The 20,850-nt window shown below is 72.0% G+C and carries 18 protein-coding genes and 1 tRNA gene; 9 read left to right on the forward strand and 10 right to left on the reverse strand.

From position 1 onward, the window contains the following. Positions 1-142: 142 nt before the first annotated feature. From N8I87_RS08295 to N8I87_RS08305, 3 genes are all read right to left on the reverse strand, one after another. Positions 143-961 carry an SCO1664 family protein gene (locus N8I87_RS08295; protein WP_263206912.1) on the reverse strand — a complete coding sequence of 273 codons (819 nt, stop codon included), beginning with the start codon at positions 959-961 and terminating at the stop codon, positions 143-145. Beyond that, positions 925-1,515 carry a DUF3090 domain-containing protein gene (locus N8I87_RS08300; protein ID WP_263206914.1) on the reverse strand — a complete coding sequence of 197 codons (591 nt, stop codon included), beginning with the start codon at positions 1,513-1,515 and terminating at the stop codon, positions 925-927. Before N8I87_RS08300 ends, N8I87_RS08295 begins: the two co-directional genes overlap by 37 nt. Positions 1,516-1,632: 117 nt before the next feature. Further along, entirely contained in the window at positions 1,633-2,319 is a 687-nt protein-coding gene (locus tag N8I87_RS08305; RefSeq protein ID WP_263206916.1) for a histidine phosphatase family protein, read from the reverse strand. A 62-nt stretch (positions 2,320-2,381) separates the two neighbouring features. Between N8I87_RS08305 and corA the strand changes: the two genes are divergently transcribed. Further along, positions 2,382-3,380 (forward strand): magnesium/cobalt transporter CorA, encoded by a 999-nt coding sequence (corA, locus tag N8I87_RS08310; protein WP_263206918.1) that lies wholly within the window; start codon positions 2,382-2,384, stop codon positions 3,378-3,380. Between the two features lie 7 nt (positions 3,381-3,387). On the opposite strand, the gene N8I87_RS08315 is transcribed toward corA, so the two are convergent. Further along, complete coding sequence (locus tag N8I87_RS08315) at positions 3,388-4,176, reverse strand: ferritin-like domain-containing protein (RefSeq protein ID WP_263206920.1); 789 nt, start codon at positions 4,174-4,176, stop codon at positions 3,388-3,390. Positions 4,177-4,475: 299 nt separating this feature from the next. Then, positions 4,476-5,531, reverse strand: coding sequence for an LLM class F420-dependent oxidoreductase (locus N8I87_RS08320; protein ID WP_263206922.1), 1,056 nt, complete (start codon positions 5,529-5,531; stop codon positions 4,476-4,478). 231 nt (positions 5,532-5,762) lie between these two features. Here N8I87_RS08320 and N8I87_RS08325 point away from each other — a divergent pair, with 231 nt between their 5' ends. Together N8I87_RS08325 and N8I87_RS08330 are read left to right on the forward strand one after the other, a co-directional pair. After that, positions 5,763-6,746, forward strand: coding sequence for an aldo/keto reductase (locus N8I87_RS08325; protein ID WP_263206923.1), 984 nt, complete (start codon positions 5,763-5,765; stop codon positions 6,744-6,746). Then, the gene (locus N8I87_RS08330) at positions 6,743-8,953 is read left to right on the forward strand and encodes an ATP-binding domain-containing protein (RefSeq protein WP_263206925.1); all 2,211 of its coding nucleotides are present in this window, start codon (positions 6,743-6,745) and stop codon (positions 8,951-8,953) included. The genes N8I87_RS08325 and N8I87_RS08330 overlap by 4 nt, the downstream gene beginning before the upstream one ends. 117 nt (positions 8,954-9,070) lie before the next feature. On the opposite strand, the gene N8I87_RS08335 is transcribed toward N8I87_RS08330, so the two are convergent. Further along, positions 9,071-9,778: a hypothetical protein gene (locus N8I87_RS08335; protein ID WP_263206927.1), complete on the reverse strand. Its 708-nt coding sequence runs from the start codon at positions 9,776-9,778 to the stop codon at positions 9,071-9,073. Between the two features lie 47 nt (positions 9,779-9,825). Between N8I87_RS08335 and N8I87_RS08340 the strand changes: the two genes are divergently transcribed. Then, positions 9,826-10,014 carry a DUF5703 family protein gene (locus N8I87_RS08340; protein WP_046732800.1) on the forward strand — a complete coding sequence of 63 codons (189 nt, stop codon included), beginning with the start codon at positions 9,826-9,828 and terminating at the stop codon, positions 10,012-10,014. An 85-nt stretch (positions 10,015-10,099) separates the two neighbouring features. On the opposite strand, the gene N8I87_RS43970 is transcribed toward N8I87_RS08340, so the two are convergent. From N8I87_RS43970 to N8I87_RS08360, 3 genes are all read right to left on the reverse strand, one after another. Further along, the gene (locus tag N8I87_RS43970; RefSeq protein ID WP_317633451.1) at positions 10,100-10,930 is read right to left on the reverse strand and encodes a chaplin; all 831 of its coding nucleotides are present in this window, start codon (positions 10,928-10,930) and stop codon (positions 10,100-10,102) included. A gap of 176 nt (positions 10,931-11,106) precedes the next feature. Continuing rightward, positions 11,107-11,340, reverse strand: a complete 234-nt coding sequence (gene chpH / locus N8I87_RS08355; RefSeq protein WP_263206933.1) for a chaplin ChpH — start codon at positions 11,338-11,340, stop codon at positions 11,107-11,109. A 165-nt stretch (positions 11,341-11,505) separates the two neighbouring features. Continuing rightward, positions 11,506-12,831 (reverse strand): M20/M25/M40 family metallo-hydrolase, encoded by a 1,326-nt coding sequence (locus tag N8I87_RS08360; RefSeq protein ID WP_263206935.1) that lies wholly within the window; start codon positions 12,829-12,831, stop codon positions 11,506-11,508. Positions 12,832-13,032: 201 nt separating this feature from the next. Here N8I87_RS08360 and N8I87_RS08365 point away from each other — a divergent pair. The 4 genes from N8I87_RS08365 to N8I87_RS08380 all read left to right on the forward strand — a co-directional run bounded on the left by N8I87_RS08365 (position 13,033) and on the right by N8I87_RS08380 (position 19,410). Then, positions 13,033-13,120, forward strand: a tRNA-Leu gene (locus N8I87_RS08365). Between the two features lie 373 nt (positions 13,121-13,493). After that, positions 13,494-17,360, forward strand: coding sequence for a Pls/PosA family non-ribosomal peptide synthetase (locus N8I87_RS08370; protein WP_263206936.1), 3,867 nt, complete (start codon positions 13,494-13,496; stop codon positions 17,358-17,360). A gap of 77 nt (positions 17,361-17,437) precedes the next feature. Next, entirely contained in the window at positions 17,438-18,793 is a 1,356-nt protein-coding gene (locus tag N8I87_RS08375) for a M1 family metallopeptidase (RefSeq protein WP_263206938.1), read from the forward strand. 212 nt (positions 18,794-19,005) lie between these two features. After that, entirely contained in the window at positions 19,006-19,410 is a 405-nt protein-coding gene (locus N8I87_RS08380; protein ID WP_263206939.1) for a YchJ family protein, read from the forward strand. 2 nt (positions 19,411-19,412) lie between these two features. Here the strand turns inward: N8I87_RS08380 and N8I87_RS08385 are convergent, their stop codons facing one another. Next, positions 19,413-20,114, reverse strand: a complete 702-nt coding sequence (locus N8I87_RS08385) for a FadR/GntR family transcriptional regulator (protein WP_263206940.1) — start codon at positions 20,112-20,114, stop codon at positions 19,413-19,415. A 178-nt stretch (positions 20,115-20,292) separates the two neighbouring features. Between N8I87_RS08385 and N8I87_RS08390 the strand changes: the two genes are divergently transcribed. Beyond that, positions 20,293-20,811, forward strand: a complete 519-nt coding sequence (locus tag N8I87_RS08390; RefSeq protein WP_263206942.1) for a gluconokinase — start codon at positions 20,293-20,295, stop codon at positions 20,809-20,811. Positions 20,812-20,850: the final 39 nt, after the last annotated feature.

The following is a 20,850-nucleotide window of genomic DNA, read 5'->3' on the forward strand; positions in this document are numbered from 1 at the left end:
CCTTCCCGGTCGTCCGGTACGTCATCCCGGTCCGCCCGATGCGCCCTCCCGGTCCGGCCGGTGCGCCACCCCTGTGCTACCGGTCTGCCGTCCCAGTACTACCGGTGCGGCCTGCCGGTGCTGCCGGCGCGCCGCCCCGGTGCTACACAGGCGGCCAGGGGATTGCCGGCCACTCCCCGCTCGGCTCGGGGTGTGTTCCGGACGTGAGCAGCGCCCCGACACGGGCGCGTGTGGCCGCCAGCTCCGTGGCGGTGATCAGCCCGGACAGCCGCGCAGCGAGCGGGCCGCCGTCGGCCAGGGCGTCCTCGATGTCCTTCAGGACGCCGACCGCCTCGGGGGTGAGCGGCTCCCCCGCCCAGCCCCACAGCAGGGTCCGCAGCTTGTTCTCGGCGTTGAAGGTGACCCCGTGGTCGATGCCGTACAGCTGTCCGTCGGCGGTGGGCAGCAGATGGCCGCCCTTGCGGTCGGCGTTGTTGATCACCGCGTCAAGGACGGAGAGCCGGCGCAGCCGCTCGTCGTCGGCGTGCACCAGCAGCGCGGTCCGGCCCTCCCCCACCTCGGCGAAGCCGATCGCCTTCCAGCCCGGCCCCGGCTCCTCGCGGTCCACCAGGGCGAGCAGTTCGGCCTCGGGGGCCGCCTCGATCCACAGCTGGCACATGCCCTCGCCGTACGGCCCGTCGCGCAGCACGGTGGCCGGCACGAGCCCCCAGCCGGTGGCCTCGGAGACCTCGTAGGCGGCCACCTCGCGCTCGGCCAGGGTGCCGTCGGGGAAGTCCCACAGCGGGCGTTCCCCGGCGATCGGCTTGTACACGCAGGAAGCTTCCTGCCCGTCGATCGCGACCGTGCAGAACAGCGCCGCGTTGGACGCCTCGCGGATACGGCCGCGCACCTTCAGCTCACCTTGGGTGAGCAGTTCGGCGGCGGTCACGCTCCGCGGCGGTATCCGTTCTGGCGCGGACATACGTGTCCTTCCGGATCGAGCGGGAGGCTGCACAGCGGGCACGGCGGCCGCCCGGCGTTGACGACGTCGAGGGCGCGTTTGGCGAAGGCCCTGGCCTGCGCGCCGGTGAGCCGGACCCGCAGCATCGGGGGTCCGTTCTCCTCGTCCTGGAGCAGCCGCTCCTCGGCCTCCGCGAGGTCCTCGTCGGTGTCGGCGTCCAGTTCGACGAGCGCCTGGGCCTCGACGATCATGCGCTGTTCCTCGCCGTCCCAGGCCAGGGCCATGGTGCCGACGCGGAACTCCTCCTCGATGGGGGCGTCCAGCGGAGCCGCGTCGGCGACCTCGGTGGGCGCCACGGCGGGGACGGCTGCGTTGCCGCCACTACGGCGTACGACCTCGTCGAGCAGCTCGTCCATGCGCTCGGCGAGCGCGGCGACCTGGGTCTTCTCCAGGACCACGCTGGTCACCCGGGGGCCGGCGGTGGCCTGGAGGAAGAACGTACGGCGCCCGGGCAGTCCGACCGTGCCGGCCACGAAGCGGTCCGGCGGGTCGTAGAGGAATACCTGACGGGACACGTCCTGTCTCCATTGGAATCGAGAGTGCGTGAATCGAGAGTGCGGCAATCGGGGTTGCGTGGAGGTTCGTGCGCGCACGCGGATGAGTGGATCGCTTCACCCTACTGCGGCCGACGATCACGGTGCGCCCGCACCACCCCCGACCGGTGCGTCTTCTCCAGGGGGTTCCTCGCGCGGGGCAAGGGAGGCGAAATCCCCGGTGTCTCCGAGACGAACGAGAAAGGGCCTGAGGCGGGTGTAGCGGATCGCGGTGATGGAACACGGTTCGACGGAGATCCGCTGGAAGAGGTCGAGATGAAGGCCGAGGGCGTCCGCCACGAGGGACTTGATGATGTCGCCGTGCGAACACATGACGTACACGGCGTCGGCGCCGTGCTCGCGCTCCACGCGCGCGTTCCACTCACGTACGGCCTCGGCGGCGCGGGTCTGCATCGCCCGCATGGACTCCCCGCCGGGGAACGCGGCCGCCGACGGGTGGGCCTGCACCACCTGCATCAGCGGCTCGTCCTTGAGCTCGGCGAGCTTGCGGCCGGACCACTCGCCGTAGTGGCACTCCCCGATCCGCTCGTCGGTGTGCGCGCGCAGTCCCGGCCGGGTGTCGAGGAGGGGCTGGATCGTCTCCTGGCAGCGCTGCAGCGGGCTGGTGACGACCTCGGCGACCGGCAGTTCGGCCAGCCGCCCGGGCAGCGCCGCGGCCTGGGCGGCCCCGCGCTCGTCGAGGGCGACACCCGGTGTCCAGCCGGCGAGCACGCCCGCGGTGTTGGCGGTGGATCGTCCGTGCCTTACGAGGATCAGGGTGGGCATGCGGCCCAGGGTAGGCGCACACCGGAGTGCGCAGACGGGCGGATGAAGGGAGAATACGCTCCGTGATCGTCGACTGCGCCATCTACCGCGACGGAAACCGTATGGAGGGTCCCGACGACTTCTCCGACGCCCTCGCCGAGGCGCGTGCCCGGGGTGACAGCTTCCTCTGGATCGGTCTGTACGAGCCGACGGAGAACGAGTTCGACCTGGTCACCGAGGAGTTCGGGCTCCATCCGCTGGCCGTGGAGGACGCCCTGAAGGCGCACCAGCGGCCCAAGCTGGAGGTGTACGACGACTCGCTGTTCGTGGTGCTGAAGCCGGTGACGTACGAGCCGAAGAGCGACCGGGTGACCTCCGGCGAGCTGATGCTCTTCCTCGGCGACTCGTTCGTGGTGACGGTGCGCCACGGCGAGGGCTCGCCGCTCGGGACGATCCGGCGCCACCTGGAGGAGCAGCACGAGATGCTGCGGCACGGTACGACCGGGGTGCTCTACTCGATCGCCGACGCGATCGTGGACCACTATCTGGAGGTGGCCACCGAACTGGGCACCGATCTGGAGGAGTTGGAGGCCGAGGTGTTCTCGCCGTCGTTCGGCGGCTCGCGGCACACGGCGTCGCGGATCTATGCCTTCAAGCGGCAGGTCCTGGAGTTCCGCCGGGCGACGGTGCCGCTGGCGGTGGCCATGGGCAGGCTCGCGGGGGTGGGCGCCTCCGGCGCGGCGGTGCCGTTCGTGCACGAGAAGGCGCGCCCGTTCTTCCGGGACGTCAACGACCACCTCACCCGGGTGAACGAGTCGGTGGAGGGGCTGGACCGGCTGGTGTCGGACGTCCTGTCGGCGTATCTGGCGCAGATGAGCGTCCGGCAGAACGACGACATGCGGAAGATCTCGGCGTGGGCGGCGATGGCCGCGGTCCCCACGATGATCGCGGGGATCTACGGCATGAACTTCGACCACATGCCCGAGCTGCACTGGCTGTGGTCGTATCCGACGGTGATCGTGGCGGTGATCGCGCTGGAGGTCGCGCTTTACCGCCTGTTCAAGCGGCGCGGCTGGCTGTGACGCGGCCTCAGGCGAACTCCGCGGCGGTGGTCGCGGGCCCGCCGAGGGCGTTGCGCCGCTCGGGCATCCGCAGGGAGACCATGCGCCGCCAGCCCGCGAGCCGCTCCCACGCGTACACGGCGTGGATGCCGGCCGTGAGCACCAGGGACCTGGATCTCGGCCAGCGCAGGATGCGCCCCATGTGGGCCATGACCGCGAGGCTGACGTCCCGGTAGATCCGGATCTCGGCCAGCGCGCACTCACGCAGGGTCCGCTGGATGGCGCGGCCGTGGCCGGCGCGGGCGAAGCGGAGCAGTTCCTCGTGGCAGTAGGCGAGGTGGTTGTCCTCGTCCTGGGAGATAACCCGCACCGCGCGGCCGATGTCCGGGTGGTCGGCGAAGTGCCTGCGCAGCAGGTCCATCTGCTCGGAGGCCCGCTGCTCGGTGACCCGGCTGTGGGCGAGGTAGGTGACGATGTCCTGCACGGTCAGTGGCTTGTCGGCGGTGAGCTTCTCGTGGGCGAGGCCGATGCCGTGCCGTTCGAGGAGCATGGTGTAGTCGGTGTCGGGCGGGACGGGGACGGGCCGCAGTCCGCGCTTCTTCAGCAGGGCGTTGAAGATCCGCCCGTGCTTGTCCTCGTCCGCACCGTGGCGGGCGATCTTGGGGGCGAGTTCGCGTTCGGTCTGCGGCACCAGCGCGGCGATCCGGGCGTTCTCCCAGCCGCCCTGGGATTCCCCGCTGGCCGCGATGGAGCAGAAGAGCCGGAAGGACTCGTCGTTGTCGAGGATCTCCTGGAACAGACTCTTGGCCGAAAGCATCGTGGACACCTCTCCGCAGGACGCGCGGATTCCGCTGATTTCCGCAGGTTCCGCAAAGAACGAGTCAATTGCGGCACCGGAGGCATTGCAACAGCTGCGTCGGACAAGTGCGCCGAAAGAAGGAGCACCGGTGTCGTACCGGGGGCGTAACCGCGGGGGCCCGGGCGCGTTGTTCCCCGTGACGGCCGTGGCGGGGAAGACCCCCGAGCCCCCACCACGGCCGCTGAAAATCCCCTTCGGGCGTTACGCTCCCTTTACGTCTACTTTACCCCTGCATGGCATTTCCGAGCCGGTCGCCGTCACACCAGTCCGGCGCGCTCTGCGGCCTCGCTGCCGGCGCGGAGGGAGGCGATCCGCTCGTCGAGCGTGAAGCCCGCGGGGGCGAGGGTGAGGGTGGTGACCCCGGCCTCGGCGTAGGCCTTCATACGGTCGGCGATGCGGTCCACGGAGCCGAGCAGCGTGGTCTGGTCGATCAGCTCGTGCGGTACGGCGGCCGCGGCGCCCTGCTTGTCACCGGAGAGGTACCTGTCCTGGACCTCGGCGGCTTCCTTCTCGTAGCCCATGCGCTGGGCGAGCTGGTTGTAGAAGTTCTGCTTGCGGCTGCCCATGCCGCCGACGTACAGCGCGGTGTAGGGGCGGAAGGTGTCGGCGAGCCGGGTCACGTCCTTGTCGTCGCCGACGGCGAGCGGAAGCGTGGGGCAGACGTCGAACCCGTCGAGGGTCAGGCCCGCCTTCTCCCGGCCCGCGCGCAGGTACTTCATGGCCGTGTCCTCGAGGTGCTCGGCCGAGGGGAAGATCAGCAGCGCGCCGTCGGCGATCTCACCGGTCTGCTCGAGGTTCCTGGGGCCGATGGCGGCGATGTAGAGCGGGATGTGCTCGCGCTGCGGATGGACGGTCAGCTTGATCGGCTTGCCGGGGCCGCCGGGCAGCGGCAGCGTCCAGTGCTCGCCCTCGTACGACAGGCGCTCGCGCGTCATGGCCTTGCGTACGATCTCGACGTACTCCCGCGTCCGCGCCAGCGGCTTGTCGAACTTGACGCCGTACCAGCCCTCGGAGACCTGCGGTCCCGAGACACCGAGGCCGAGCCGGAAGCGTCCCCCGGACAGCGAGTCGAGCGTCGCGGCGGTCATCGCGGTCATCGCGGGCTGGCGGGCGGGGATCTGCATGATGGCGGAGCCCACGTCGATGCGCTCGGTGCGCGCGGCGACGAAGGAGAGCACCGTGGGCGCGTCGGAGCCATAGGCCTCGGCGGCCCAGCACACGGCGTACCCGAGCCGGTCCGCCTCCTGGGCCACGGCGAGGTTGTCCGCGTCCATCCCGGCGCCCCAGTAGCCGAGGTTGATCCCGAGCTGCATGACCGCATCCCCTTACTGATCAGTAATGTCCCTGTGCCGGAGACACTAGCGCGGCGGGCCCTCCATCGGCAGAGGGTGCCGCCTTCGGTGGGCGCGGCGGTCGTCCCGGCCCCGGTCCGCGCGGGAATCCTGCCCCGGTCCGCGCGGGGAAACCCGCCCCGTTCCGCGCGGGGAAATCGGTTGTCCACAGGTAACCCAATCCATCACCTCTGGCCAGTAATCTCGGCGTTCATGGAGCAGAGGCATCTCGGCCGGACCGGCCTGCGCGTGTCCCGGATCGGGCTCGGCACCCTCACCTGGGGCCGGGACACCGACGAGCACGACGCCGCTGACATGCTGAAGGCGTTCTGGGAGGCGGGCGGGACCCTCGTCGACACCGCGGACGTGTACGGCGACGGAGAGGCCGAGTATCTGCTCGGGCAGCTCATGGAAGGGCTCGTGCCGCGCCGGGACCTGGTCATCTCGACGAAGGCGGGGAGCGTACCGGACCCGGACCGCCGCTTCGACGGATCGCGCGGTCATCTGCTCGCCGCGCTGGACGCCTCCCTCGCCCGTCTCGGCACGGACCACGTCGACATCTGGCACGTGCACGCGTTCGACCCGGACACCCCGATGGAGGAGACCCTCCAGGCTCTCGACCTCGCGGTGAGCAGCGGCCGGGCCCGCTATGCCGGAGTGTCCAACTTCTGCGGCTGGCAGCTCGCCAAGGCGGCGACCTGGCAGCTCGCGGCGCCGGGCACGCGCACCCGGCTGGCCAGCACGCAGATGGAGTACTCGCTGCTCCAGCGCGGCGTGGAGCGCGAGGTGCTGCCCGCCGCCCTCGACCTGGGCGTCGGCCTGCTGCCCTCCTCGCCGCTCGGCCGTGGTGTGCTGACCGGCAAGTACCGCCACGCCACTCCGCCGGACTCGCGCGGTGCCTCGGAGCATCTGGCGCCCTTCGTGGCGCCGTATCTCGACGACACCGCGACCCGCATCGTGGACGCGGTGACGACGGCGGCGGACGGGCTGGCGGTGACGCCGCTCCAGGTGGCCCTCGCGTGGGTGCGCGACCGGCCCGGCGTGGCCGCCCCGATCGTCGGCGTGCGCAACGCACAGCAGCTCACGGCGGCATTGTCAGTGGAGGCCCTTAGTCTTCCTGACGAGATCTGCCGGGCGCTGGACGATGTGTCGGCGCCCCTGCACCGCTATCCCGATCACGACTGGAGCACGCTGTGAGCACGGAGCCGGAGACACCGGACGAAGCCGAACCGGGGCCCCCGGACGTCCCGGACGCCGTGGAGAGCGAAACCGCCGCCGGCCCACCGGCCTCGGATGCCGCAGAGGAGGCCCGGCCGGAGCAGTCGGAGGCCGCCGCCGCGCCCGAACGGTCCGAGGCGGAAGCCGAGCTGGCGGCTCAGCAGGTCGAACGGGAGCGGATCGAGCGCCGCAAGGCCGAGAAGAAGGGGCCGGTCGCCGCCGGCACCAAGCTCAGCGGCAAGGCGGCCGATCTGCTCGCGGCCGTACGGGCGGTGGAGAGCGGCGAGAAGCCGGCGTCCGCGGTCTTCGCCGAACCGGCTCCCGCCCCGCGCAGACCGGCATCACCGGAACCCGCGCGCCGACCGCAGCCCGCCGCACCGGCCGCCGACCGGGCCCCCGCATTCACCGCGCCCGCCCCCGCGCCGGAAGCCGTCGACGCCGTACGCCGTGTGCTGGCCGACGGCGGTGCGCCCGACACGCTCGCGTCTCAGGCCGCGGCGGCCCTCGGCGAAGGTGCGGACGCACAGCTGCGGGACGACCCTTGGCAGCTCCTGAAGGTCGCCGGTGTGCGGCCGGAGCAGACCGACGGGTTCGCGCGGGCGCTGCTCGGCGCGGAGTGCGGCCCGGACGACGAGCGGCGCGGCCGGGCGGTGACCGGCTGGCTCCTGGAGCAGGCGGCCCTGGCCGGGCACACCGCCCTGGAACTGCCCGTGCTCACCGCCGCGCTGGCCCAGCGGGGCGTGCCGGATCCCGACGCCGCCGTGCAAAGTGCCCTCGCGGAGGGCGAGGCCCTGGTCTTCCAGGACGCCCTGGACGAGCCGGGAGCCCCGGTCCGGCCGGAACCCCGGGAGGACGAAGGGGAGGACGGCGAGGAGCGGCCCGTCCGTGTCCTGGTCGGCCTGGAGCGGTACGCGCTCGCCGAGGAGAGCCTCGCCGACGGCCTGGCCCGCCTGCTCAACTCCGTGCCCAAGGAGAACGGTCCGGGCGAGGCCTGGGAGCGGGCCGCCGCCGGTGCCGGGGGCTCCGTGAGCGAGCTGATCCGGGCGGTCGCGGCGCACGGGCTGGTGCTGCACACGGGCGGACACGCGTCCCTCGTCGACCCGGCGCGCCTGCTGCACGAGGCGTCCGGTATCGGGCTGCGCGCCTGGGCGGCAGCGCACACCGACGGCGGACGGGACGACTTCACGGCCCTGGCGGCCGGGTTCGGCGCGCAGGGCGGACCGTCCGGCGGCGGGACGGCCACCGTGGCGGGGCTGCTGTCCGGCGCCGAGGGTCCCGGGCGGGACGCGGACGGTGCGCTCGACCTCGACCTGCTGATCGTGCTCGACGCGCCCCAGCTGGACGTGGAGACGGCGGCCCTGCTCGTCGAGTCGCTGCCCGACGGTGCCCGGCTGGTGCTGGCCGGGGATCCCGCCGTGCTCTGGTCGGCCGGGCCCGGGCGGGTGTTCGCGGACCTGCTGGCGGCGCGGGCATGCCCACAGGTCGCCTCGCGCGTGCCCGATCCCGGCCCCCTCGGCGAGCTGGTCTCCGGCATCGGCATCGGCGAGCTCCACCAGGTTGAGGCGCCCGGCAAGGAGATCGTCATCGTGCCGGTGCGGGACGCGGGCGAGGCGGTGCACCGGACCGTGCAGCTGGTCGCGGATTCCGTGCCGCGGGCCATCGGCGTACCGGCCGAGCACACGGTGGTGATCACCCCGGGGCACGGCGGGGCCGCGGGCACCCGTGCGCTCAACACGGCGCTCAAGGAGCGGCTCAACCCGGGGCCGGGCCGCTTCGGCGGCTTCGACCCGGGTGACCGGATCGCCTACTCCCCCGCGCCGGGGCGCACGTTGCCGGGTTCGGTGGTGAAGGCCGACGCCGAGGGGCTGCACCTGTCGTGCTCGGGCGCCCCCGTGGTCGTACCGAGGGAGCGGGTGGAGCAGTCCGTGCGCCATGGGTGGGCGCTGACCGCGCACCAGGCCGTGGGCGGCCGCTGGCCCGCGGTGGTCGTGGTGCTGCCCGGTGACGCCGCGCAGGCCCTGAGCCGGCCCTGGGTGTACACGGCGTTCAGCCGGGCGGCCCGCCATCTGTCCGTGGTCCACGGTGTGGAGCAGGCGCTGCCGAGAGCGGTCGCCGAGACCCCGGCCAAGCCGCGCACGACGCGGCTGCCGGCCCTGCTGAAGGCCCAGGTTCCGGCGTCCGGTTGAGCACTCCGGCGGTGCCGGACCGGCCTCGGCGTCGGCGCCGGTCCGGCAACGCCCCGCGCATCAGCGATCTGCAACCGGTGATGCACAGTCGGTGACGCGGGATCGGTGATCGACGGATCAGCGATCCGCGTCCAACGGCTCCAAGTCCTCGTCGCCGTCCAGGTCGAGCTCGTCCTCGAGATCGTCGTCCCCGGCCATGTCGTCGATCTCGTCGTCGATCTCCTCGTCGAAGACCGCGCTGACGTCGAAGCGGCAGACCACCCGCTGCGGGTCGACCTGCTCGAAGGGCGCCTCCAGCCACTCACCGGGGTCGGCCGGTTCGTCCGCGGCGGTCACCCACAGCGTGGCGTCGCCCTCCTCCAGCCCGAACTCCTTGTGCCGGGAGGCGATCTCGTCCGGTTCGAACTCCCCGAACAGGACCCCCAGCGCCCCGTGCACCGTGCCGGAGGCCTCCGTGTCCGCGCCGTCCGCGTACTCCACCGCCTCGACCCGCTCGGCCTGCGCGAGCAGTCGCTGCGGTTCCGCGACGGAGTAGTCGCGGCGGATCAGCACACTGATCGCGCTCGGTTCCTCGGGACCCGCGTACGGCGGCAGCGTGTCTTCCGTGCCGGGGATCTCGAAGGGCGTGACCTCGTCATAGCGGTCGTAGAGCAGTTCGTCGTACGCCTCCGCGGCCGCGGCCAGCTCGTTGAACGCCTCGTAGACAGCGGGGTCGTCCTCCCCCGACCTGCGTTCGACCGCGGCCAGGTGACGGTCGAGCGCGGTCTTGACCGCCTCGGCGGCGGCGCGTACCTCGGCAGCGGTGGGCTGCGCAGCATCAGACATAGTGCAGACGCTATCCGTACCGGGCCCCAGCCCGCACAATAGATGCGATGCCGGAATACGAATTTGTCGACGTGTACGTACCGCGCGGGGTCTCCCGCAAGGAGGCGACGCGTCTGCTGACGGACCATGCCGAGTACGGACACTGGGAGTTGGACCGACTGAGCCTGATGCGCGACGGCAGCCGCAGGGTGCGGTTGCGCCGACGGATCATCCGCCAGGTGCGCGCCACGTGGTGAGCCAGGGCACCTGAACGGAGCGGGCCCCGCTTCGGCGGGGCCCGCTCCGTTTTCCCGGGTTCCGGTCCTGTCCCGTGCTGGTGCGCTATGCCGAGGCGCGGGCCTTGCGGTACATCACGGCTCCGGCGAGCAGAGCCCCCGCGCCCACCGGCAGCACGATGCCGATCGGCAGGTCACTGCCGGTGTGGGCGAGCTGCGCGGCACCGGACGGCAGGTGGGCGACGACGGAACTCGCCCCCCGCGGGCCGGTGTGCGAGGAGCCGCCGGGGGTGCCGTGGCCCTTGGTGGGCGGTGTGCCCAGGTGGCCCGGCGTACCGGGGTGACCGGGCGTACCGGGCTGGCCCGGGTGACCGGGCGTTCCCGGCTGACCGGGGTGTCCAGGGTTGCCGGGCTGGCCAGGGTTGCCGGGCTGACCGGGCGGCGGCGTACCGTGGCCGCCCCCTGGAGGCGTTCCGTGCCCCCCGCCGGGCGGCTGGCTGGGGTGTCCGCCCCCGGAGCCGCCATTGGCGCAGTCGTTGCCCACGGCCGCGTTGCCGGCCCCCACGACATTGACGCTGTTGCCGCACACATTGACCGGCACGTCGATCGGCGCCTGCACGGTGTTGCCCGAGCCGACGCCGGGCGAGCCCGAGGTGTGTCCGCCCGCGTGCGAGCCGCCGTGATCACCGGAGCCGCCCTGGTCGGCGCACTTGTTGCCCACGGACGGGTTGAGGAGTCCGACGACGTTCACGGTGTTGCCGCAGATGTTCACCGGCACGTGCACCGGCGCCTGCACGGTGTTGCCGGACAGCACGCCCGGCGAGTTCGAAGCGGAGCCGCTCGCGCCCGAGTCGGCGTGGGCGTAGCCGCCCGCCGCGGCGAGAACTCCGGTGGCCGCAGCCACGGTCATCAGGCCCTTACGGGTGCCCAGTCGCATGGGTGATTCCCCCCTGCCTTCGTTCCTGCTACGAATTTCGTTCCTACTACGGATTTCCTGCGCTGAATTGGCACGGCGAATTCCCCGATGAATTCAGCGCGAAAAGGCCGTTCGGCCCCGGAGCGCATGGCGCGCGCTCCGGGGCCGACGGAAGGACGCCCCTCGGGGAGTCGTCGTCAGTGGTTGACGCAGGTGTTGCCGAAGGTGGGGTTGAGCAGCCCGATCACCGAGATCGTGTTGCCGCAGACGTTCACCGGGACGTGCACCGGTGCCTGGATGACGTTGCCGGAAACGACACCCGGGGAGTGCACGGCCGCACCCTGGGCGCCGGAGTCGGCGACGGCGAGGCCCGCACCCGCGAGCACCAGACCACCAGTGGCAGCCGCGGCGGCGACGACCTTCTTGAGCATTGTTCCTCCTTGTTGGCAAAGCGATCCCAAGTAGCTGATCGCATCACCAGTAACGAGGAGGGAGTAATGGAGCTACGAGCCTATGGTCACATTCACCCTTCTCAGTCACCTCCGCACAGGTGGCCGATTATCGGGGTGTCGGGAGTTTCGATTCGGCGGGCCTTTTCAGGACGCGTCGATGAACCGGTCGAGCACTCGCACACCGAACTGGAGCCCGTCCACCGGCACCCGCTCGTCGACGCCGTGGAACATGCCCGCGAAGTCCAGCTCCGGCGGCAGCTTCAGCGGCGCGAAGCCGAAGCCGCGGATGCCGAGGTCGTCGAAGGACTTGGCGTCCGTACCGCCCGAGAGCATGTACGGGATCGCCTTGGCCGCCGGGTCCTCGGCGAGCAGCGCGGACTGCATGGCCTCGACGAGCGCCCCTTCGAACGTGGTCTCCAGGGCCTTGTCGGAGTGCACGTCCTCGCGCTTGACCTTCGGGCCGAGGACCCGGTCGAGGTCGGCGAGGAACTCCTCCTCGAACCCGGGCAGGAACCTGCCGTCGATGTTGGCGGTGGCCTCGCCCGGGATGACGTTGACCTTGTAGCCGGCGTTCAGCTGCGTGGGGTTGGCCGTGTTGCTCAGGGTCGCGCCGATGAGCTTGGCGATGCCGCCCAGCCTGGCGAGGGTGGACTCCATGTCCTCCGGGTCGAGCTCGGTGCCGAGCGCGTCGCCGAGCTCGTCGAGGAAGGCACGGGTGGTCTTGGTGACCCGCACCGGGAACTTGTGCCGCCCCACGCGCGCGACCGCCTCGGACAGCTCGGTGATCGCGTTGTCCCGGTGGATCATCGACCCGTGCCCGGCCGTGCCGGCCACGGTCAGCTTCATCCAGTGCATGCCCTTCTCGGCCGTCTGGATCAGATAGAGGCGCCGCTGCTCGTTCACGGTGAACGAGAACCCGCCGACCTCGCTGATGGCCTCGGTGGCACCGTCGAAGAGGTCGGGATGGTTGTCGACCAGCCACCGGGCGCCGTACGTGCCGCCCGCCTCCTCGTCCGCGAGGAACGCGAGCACGATGTCCCGGGGCGGCCGGCGCCCACTGCGCAGCCGGTCGCGCACGACGGCCAGCGTCATGGCGTCCATGTCCTTCATGTCGACGGCACCGCGTCCCCACACGCATCCGTCCGCGACCTCGCCGGAGAACGGGTGGTGGGTCCAGTCGTCGGCGTTGGCCGGTACGACGTCGAGGTGGCCGTGGATCAGCAGCGCGGGCCGCGACGGGTCCTCGCCCTCGATACGGGCCACGGTCGAGGCACGCCCCGGGTGCGACTCGAAGATCCTCGGTTCGAGACCCACCTCGGCGAGCTTCTCGGCCACGTACTCGGCGGCCTTGCGTTCGCCGGGGCCGGAGTGGTCTCCGTAGTTGCTGGTGTCGATCTGGATCAGCTCGCGGCAGAGGTCCACGACCTCGTCCTCGCCGGTGACGCCTCTGGCCGTGTCCGTCTCGCTCACGCCGATTCCTCCCACTGTCACTGCTGGTCGGTCCCCCTCATCCTCCCTCTCCCCCCGCGCCCGCCCCAAGACCGGACCCGGTCCGTCACAGGCCGTTCACGCGGACACGGGCCCGGGGACCGGGCGTGATCGGCCACCCCCGAAAGCCTGGTAATGTTTCCTTCGTCGCCGCGAGGGAAACCCCCGCACGACAGACACCTTGTCCGGGTGGCGGAATGGCAGACGCGCTAGCTTGAGGTGCTAGTGCCCTTTATCGGGCGTGGGGGTTCAAGTCCCCCCTCGGACACCAGCGAGGGCCTCTGCTCAGCAGGGGCCCTCAGGCTTTCCCTCCGGTCCCTTCCCCCGACGGTTTCTGACTGCCCGCCATCCGTCCGGGGCGCACCGCGCTCGGTCAACTGGGCGGTTCGCGGCGCCAGTTCCGCACGCGGCCTGCACGGATGTGGGCCATCTCTCGTCCCTCGCACGGATCTCCAGGTCACAGGCGCGCGCCCGCGCCCACGGCCTCCCCCGGACGGCTGCACCAAGTGGCCGGACGAAGGGGTGGAGCATAGCGTCGTACTAATATTTCCGGCTTGTTACCGAGCTGGAGCCGGACAACCCCAGGCAGACCTGCGGGCCCGCCAGCGCCCCGGAGGCTTCCGGGAACTAGACGCGAGGACCGGATGGCAGCCATACAAGAGGGCAGCGCCCTCGGCCTGCTCGACGAGGAAATCCGCGAGCAGTTCGGCGACACGGCACGCTTCTCCGCGGGAGCGGCCGCCTCGCCGCGCACGCTCGTCGACGTGTTCGACGCATCCGTACGGTCGTACCCGGACGAGCCGGCCCTGGACGACGGGACGACGCAGCTCACCTACCGGGCGCTGGCCGTCGAGGTGGAGCGACTGCGGCTGCGGCTCGCGGAGGCGGGCGTCGGGCTCGGGGACCGGGTGGGCGTGCGGGTGCCGTCCGGGACCAATGAGCTGTACGTCGCCGTCCTGGCCGTGCTCGCGGCCGGTGCCGCCTACGTTCCCGTCGACGCCGAGGACCCCGACGAGCGGGCCGAGCTGGTGTTCGGAGAGGCGCGGGTGCGGGCCGTGATCGGGGCCGGGCACCGGATCACCGTGGGCGGGTCGTCGGAGGTCCCGGCCGCCCGCCCCGGCATCGAGCACGACGCGTGGATCATTTTCACCTCCGGGTCCACCGGCAAGCCCAAGGGCGTCGCCGTCACGCACCGCAGTGCCACCGCTTTCGTGGACGCCGAGGCGGCCCTGTTCCTCGTCGAGGAGCCCATCGGGCCCGGGGACCGGGTCATGGCGGGGCTGTCGGTCGCCTTCGACGCGTCCTGCGAGGAGATGTGGCTGGCCTGGCGGTACGGCGCCTGTCTGGTGCCCGTGCCCCGCTCGCAGGTCAGGAGTGGCGCCGACCTCGGTCCCTGGCTGGTCGAGCAGGAGATCACCGTCGTGTCCACGGTGCCGACGCTGGCCGCGCTGTGGGAGCCGGAGACCCTCAACGACGTGCGCCTGCTGATCTTCGGCGGTGAGGCCTGCCCGCCCGAGCTGGTGCAGCGGCTGGTCACGGAGGGGCGCGAGGTGTGGAACACCTACGGGCCCACCGAGGCGACCGTCGTGGCGTGCGCGGCGCTGATGACCGGCGAGGAGCCGGTGCGGATCGGGCTGCCGCTGGGCGGCTGGGAGCTGGCCGTCGTCGACGAGGCCGGGGAGCCCGTGCCCATGGGCGGCAGTGGGCAGCTGGTCATCGGCGGGGTGGGGCTCGCGCGGTACCTCGACGCCGAGAAGGACGCGGAGAAGTACGCGCCGCTCGAGTCGCTGGGCTGGGAGCGCGCGTACCGCAGCGGTGACCTGGTCAAGGCCGATCCCGAGGGGCTGATCTTCCTGGGGCGGGCCGACGAGCAGATCAAGCTCGGCGGGCGCCGGATCGAGCTCGGTGAGGTGGACGCCGCGCTGCAGGCGCTCCCGGGTGTCGCGGGTGCCGCGGCCGCCGTGCGCACCGCCCGCGGCGGCAACCAGCTCCTCGTCGGCTATGTCGTCATCCAGGACGGCTGGGACCACGCGGCCGCCGTCGAGAAGCTCCGGGCCGAGCTGCCCGCCGCCCTGGTCCCGCTGCTGGCCCCGGTCGACGAACTGCCGACCCGGACGTCCGGGAAGGTCGACCGGGCGGCCCTGCCGTGGCCCCTGGATGGCCTGGAGACCGGCGGGAAGACCGAGCAGCTGTACGGCACCGAGGCCTGGCTCGCCGAGCAGTGGACGGAGGTCCTCGGCATCCCGGTGACCAGCGCCTCGGACGACTTCTTCGCGATCGGCGGCGGCAGCCTGGCCGCCGCCCAGCTCACCACCCGGCTGCGCACCCGCTACCCGAGCGCCGCCGTCCTCGACGTCTACCAGCAGCCCACCCTGCGCAAGCTGGCCCGGCGCCTGGAGGCGTCCGCGCACGACGACGGCGCGCGGCGGACGGTCGCGCCGGTCCCGGTGCGCGCCCAGATCATCCAGCTCCTCCTGCTCGTCCCCCTGTACACCCTGCTCGGGCTGCGCTGGACGGTGGCCCTGGCCGCGCTCGGGAACCTGCTGCCCGGCTACTCCTGGCTGCCGACCGCACCCTGGTGGCTGATCGCGGCGGGCGCCGTGCTGCTCTTCAGCCCGCCGGGACGGATCGCGCTCGCCGCGGGCGGGGCGCGGCTGCTGCTGCGGGGTGTGCGGCCCGGCCGGTATCCGCGCGGCGGGAGCGCGCATCTGCGGCTGTGGACGGCCGAGCGGCTGGCCGAGTTCACCGGGGCGACCACGCTGACCGGGTCGTGGCTGGAGCGGTACGCGCGGGCGCTGGGTGCCAAGGTCGGCCAGGACGTGGATCTGCACTCGCTGCCCCCGGTCACCGGCATGCTCAAGCTGGGGCGGGGTGCCGCCGTGGAGTCCGAGGTGGACCTGTCCGGGTACTGGCTGGACGGGGACCGGCTGGAGGTCGGGCCGGTGAAGGTGGGTGCGCACGCCGTCGTCGGGACGCGCAGCATGCTCTTTCCGGGCGCGCGGGTCGGCAAGCGGGCCGAGGTGGCGCCCGGTTCGGCCGTCACCGGGCAGATTCCCACCGGTCAGCGGTGGGCCGGCGCGCCCGCGGTCAAGCTCGGCAAGGCCAAGCGCAGCTGGCCCAAGGAACGGCCGCAGCGGGGCACCTACTGGCGGGTGATGTACGGCGTCACGGGCGTCGCGCTGAGCGCCCTGCCGGTGTCGGCGGCGGTGGCCGCGGTGCTGGTCGCCGGTGTGTTCGTGACGCCCGGGGCCGGACTCGGCGAGGCCCTGCGGGGGGCCGCGCTCGCGCTCGTCCCGGCCACGCTGGCCTTCGGGCTGGCGTACGCGCTGAAGATCCTGATCGCCGTACGGCTGCTCAGTGTGGGTCTGCGCGAGGGAACGCATCCGACGCACAGCCGGATCGGCTGGCAGGCGTGGACGGTCACGCAGCTGATGGACCGGTCCCGGGAGACGCTGTTCCCGCTGTACGCGGGTCTGGTGACGCCGGTGTGGCTGCGGCTGCTGGGGATGCGGATCGGGCGGGGCGCCGAGGTGTCCACCGTGCTGGCCCTGCCGAGCCTGACCACCGTCGGCGACGGGGCCTTCCTGGCGGACGACACGCTGACGGCGCCGTACGAGCTCGGCGGTGGCTGGGTGCGGATCGGGCGTGCGGAGATCGGGCGGCGGGCGTTCCTCGGGAACTCGGGGATGACCGCGCCGGGGCGGAGCGTGCCGGACGGCGGTCTGGTCGGTGTGCTGTCGGCGACTCCGAAGAAGGCCAAGAAGGGCACTTCGTACCTGGGGCTGCCGCCGGTGAAGCTGCCGCGCAGCGCGAGCGACGGCGACCAGAGCCGTACGTACGAGCCGCCGGCCCGGCTGCTGTGGGCGCGCGGGCTGGTGGAGCTCTGCCGGATCGTGCCGGTGTTCTGCTCGGCGGCGCTGGCCGTGCTGACGGTGGCGGCGCTGTGCGCGCTCGGGGCATGGGCCCCGCTGCTGTCGGGTCTCGTACTGCTCGCGGCCGGAGCGACGGCGGCGGTCGTGTCGATCGTGGCGAAGTGGCTGCTGGTGGGGCGGCACCGCAGCGGGGAGCATCCGCTGTGGAGCTCCTTCGTGTGGCGCAACGAGCTGGCGGACACGTTCGTCGAGGTCGTGGCCGTGCCGTGGCTGGCCGGATCCGTGCCGGGCACGCCGCTGATGACGGCATGGCTGCGGGGGCTCGGCGCCCGGGTCGGCAGGGGCGTGTGGGTGGAGAGCTACTGGCTGCCGGAGACGGACCTGGTGACCCTGGAGGACGCCGCCACCGTCAATCGTGGCTGCGTGCTCCAGACACACCTCTTCCACGACCGGATCTTGCGGACGGATACTGTTGTTCTCCGTGAGGGCGCCACGCTGGGCCCTGGCGGGATCGTGCTGCCCGGCAGCACGGTCGGGGCCCGTACGACGCTGGGTCCCGCGTCGCTCGTCATGGCCGCGGAGTCCGTCCCGGACGACACCCGCTGGCTCGGCAATCCGATCGAGGCATGGCGGCCCTGAACGCGGGCCACTCGGCGCCGGTGGGCGGTGCACCGGCGAAGTCGAGTGGTGGCACAGTGCAGGGAGCGAACGCGGCAGTGGCAGTTCAGCAGTCAGTGGGCCGGGACCCGTACTTCCCGGACAACGGTGACCCCCGCTACCGGGTGCACCGCTACGAACTCACGCTGGACTACCGTCCCGGCCCCAACCGGCTGGCCGGCACGGCCCGGATCAACGCCATCGCGGGGCGCTCGACGCTCGCCGAATTCCAGCTGAACCTGGCCGACTTCAAGATCGGCCGGGTGCGGGTGGACGGCCGGCAGCCGCACTACACGCACCGCGGCGGCCGGCTGCGGATCCGTCCGGTGAAGCCACTGCGGGCCGGGGCCGCCTTCACCGTCGAGGTGCACTGGTCGGGCAACCCCAGGCCGGTGCCCAGCCCCTGGGGCGGGATCGGCTGGGAGGAGCTGGACGACGGGGCGCTGGTGGCGAGCCAGCCGATCGGGGCGCCGTCCTGGTACCCGTGCAACGACCGGCCCGCCGACAAGGCGTCCTACCTCATCTCGGTGACCACGCCGTCGGCGTACTCGGTGGTCGCGGGCGGGCGTCTGCTGACCCGTACGACGAAGGCCTCGACGACCACCTGGGTGTACGAGCAGTCGGCGCCCACGTCGAGCTATCTGGTCGGGCTGGCGATCGGCAAGTACCAGACGGTGCTGCTGGGCGACCCGGGGCCGGGCGGGGTGCCGCAGCACGGGCACATCCCGGCACAGCTGCTCCCGGAGTTCTCCCGGGACTTCGCGCGGCAGCCCGCGATGATGGAGCTGTTCCAGGAGCTGTTCGGGCCGTACCCGTTCGACGAGTACGCGGTCGCGGTGACCGAGGAGGAGCTCGATGTGCCGGTCGAGGCACAGGGGTTGTCGTTGTTCGGCGCCAACCACGTGGACGGAGCGCGGGGTTCGGAGCGGCTGGTCGCGCACGAGCTGGCGCACCAGTGGTTCGGCAACTGTCTGTCCATCGCCGACTGGCGGCACATCTGGCTGAACGAGGGCTTCGCCAAGTACGCGGAATGGCTGTGGTCGGAGCGTTCGGGCGGCCGCAGTACACAGCAACTCGCCGCGACCGCCCACCGGTTGCTGTCCACGCTGCCGCAGGACCTTCGGCTGGCCGACCCGGGCCGCAAGTCGATGTTCGACGACCGGCTCTACGAGCGCGGCGGCCTGGCGATCCACGCGGTGCGCTGCGCGCTGGGCGACGACGCGTTCTTCCTGATGCTGCGCAGCTGGGTACGGCTGCACCGCAACGGGGTGGTGTCCACACCGATGTTCAGCGCACACGTGGCCCGCTTCGCGGACGACCCCCTGGACGGCCTGTTCGAGGCGTGGCTGCACCGGGGGGCGCTGCCACCGCTGCCGACCTTGACCGCACAGCGGGGGACGGCGGACTCGGCCTGAGCTGGGGTGCGCTCCAACAGGGGTGCTGTCCCAGGGGGTTGAGCAGTCATGGTGTCCCAGTGGGCCCGGGGGGCCGAGCGGCGTCCACGCAGGAAGACATGTCCCCGGCGGGGGCCGGTACCCACCGTGGCCCGTGCACGGCTGGGGAGCCGTCCAAAGGGCCCCGAGGTCCGCGCGGACCTGCCGCTCTCCGTCGCGGCACAATAGGGGCCGTGTCCCGACGTACCGCCCGCCCCACGAAGCCCGTGTCCACCTGTCCCTGTGGTCTGTCCGAACCGTACGAGAAGTGTTGCGGCCGGTATCACTCCGGTGGGGCGGTCGCGCCGACCGCCGAGGCGCTCATGCGGTCGCGGTACAGCGCCTTCGTGAAGGGGGACCGTGCGTATCTGCTGCGGACTTGGCATCCGCGTACCCGGCCGGCGCGGTTGGATCTCGACCCGGACATGACGTGGACCGGGCTTGAGGTGCTGGGTGCGACGGAGGGGTCGGCCTTTCACAGCAGTGGGACCGTGACCTTCCGGGCGTCCTACCGGGGCGGCTCGCTGCACGAGCGGAGCCGGTTCGAGCGGGCCGACGGGGTGTGGGTGTATGTCGACGGGGAGTTCCTCGGCGAGTAGGCCTACGGCGCCAGGATGTCCAGTTCCTGGAGGGCGCCCGTGGTGATCTCCCGGGTCAGTTGCTCGGCGCGGGCCGCGTCGCCCGCGCGTACCGCCTCCGCGACCTGGACGTGCAGGGTGACGGCGGCCGGGTCGGGGTCCTCGAACATGATCTCGTGGTGGGTACGGCCCGTGAGGACCTCGGCGACGACATCCCCGAGGCGGGCGAACATCTCGTTGCCGGAGGCGGCGAGGATGACGCGGTGGAAGGCGATGTCGTGGACGAGGTAGCCCGCGAGCCGGTGGCCGCGTGAGTTGGCCACCATGCCGAGCGCGCACTCGGTGAGCTGGGCGCACTGCTCCGCCGTCGCGTTCTTCGCCGCGAGGCCCGCCGCGACCGGTTCGACCGCCGAGCGCAGCACCGTCAGCGAGCGCAGTTGGTGCGGGCGGTCGGCGCCCTCCAGACGCCAGCGGATCACCTGCGGGTCGTAGACGTTCCACTCGGCCTTGGGGCGGACCGTCACGCCCACCCGGCGGCGGGACTCGACCAGGTGCATGGACTCCAGGACACGCACCGCCTCGCGCATCACCGACCGTGACACCTCGAACTGCTGCGCCATCTCGTCCGTGCGCAGAACGCTGCCCGGCGGGTACTCGCCCGCCGTGATGGCGGGGCCGAGGGAGTCCAGTACATGGCCGTGCAGACCCCGGCCCGGTGTGCTCATGCACTCAGCGTACAGAGTGGATCACTGAGATAAAAAGTCAGACTTATACATCACACACTCTTGAATTCGTCGTACCTAATGCGCTTCAGTGTGGCCGACGCCGGATGTCGGACGCCGGCGTCGCTTGTCGAGGAAGACAGCTCGAGGAAGACAGCTCGAGGAAGACAGCGAGGCAGTGATGCGTACCCCGCACGTCGTCGTGGTGATGGGCGTCGCCGGCACGGGCAAGACCACGATCGGTCCCCTGCTCGCCGCCCGGCTCGGCGTCCCGTACGCCGAGGGCGACAACTTCCACCCGCAGGCCAACATCGACAAGATGTCGGCCGGGATCCCGCTCGGCGACGAGGACAGGTGGCCGTGGCTCGACGCCATCGGCGCCTGGGCGGACGGGCGGCGCGGGCTCGGCGGGGTGGTCAGCAGCTCGGCGCTGAAGCGGTCGTACCGCGACCGGCTCAGGGCGACGGCACCCGGCATCGTGTTCGTGCATCTCACGGGCGACCGGAAGCTCATCGAGGGCCGCATGTCCCACCGGCAGGGCCATTTCATGCCGGCCACGCTGCTGGACTCCCAGTTCGCCACGCTCCAGCCGCTCCAGCCGGACGAGGCGGGCGTCGCCGTGGATGTCTCCGGGTCCCCGGAGGAGATCACCGAGCGGGCCGCCAAGGCGCTGGACGCACTTCCCGACGAACCGCGGTAACACTCCCGCGGCAACACCTCCGCCGCCCCGCGGCAGCAC

This window comes from Streptomyces sp. HUAS 15-9 (assembly GCF_025642155.1).
Lineage (GTDB): Bacteria > Actinomycetota > Actinomycetes > Streptomycetales > Streptomycetaceae > Streptomyces.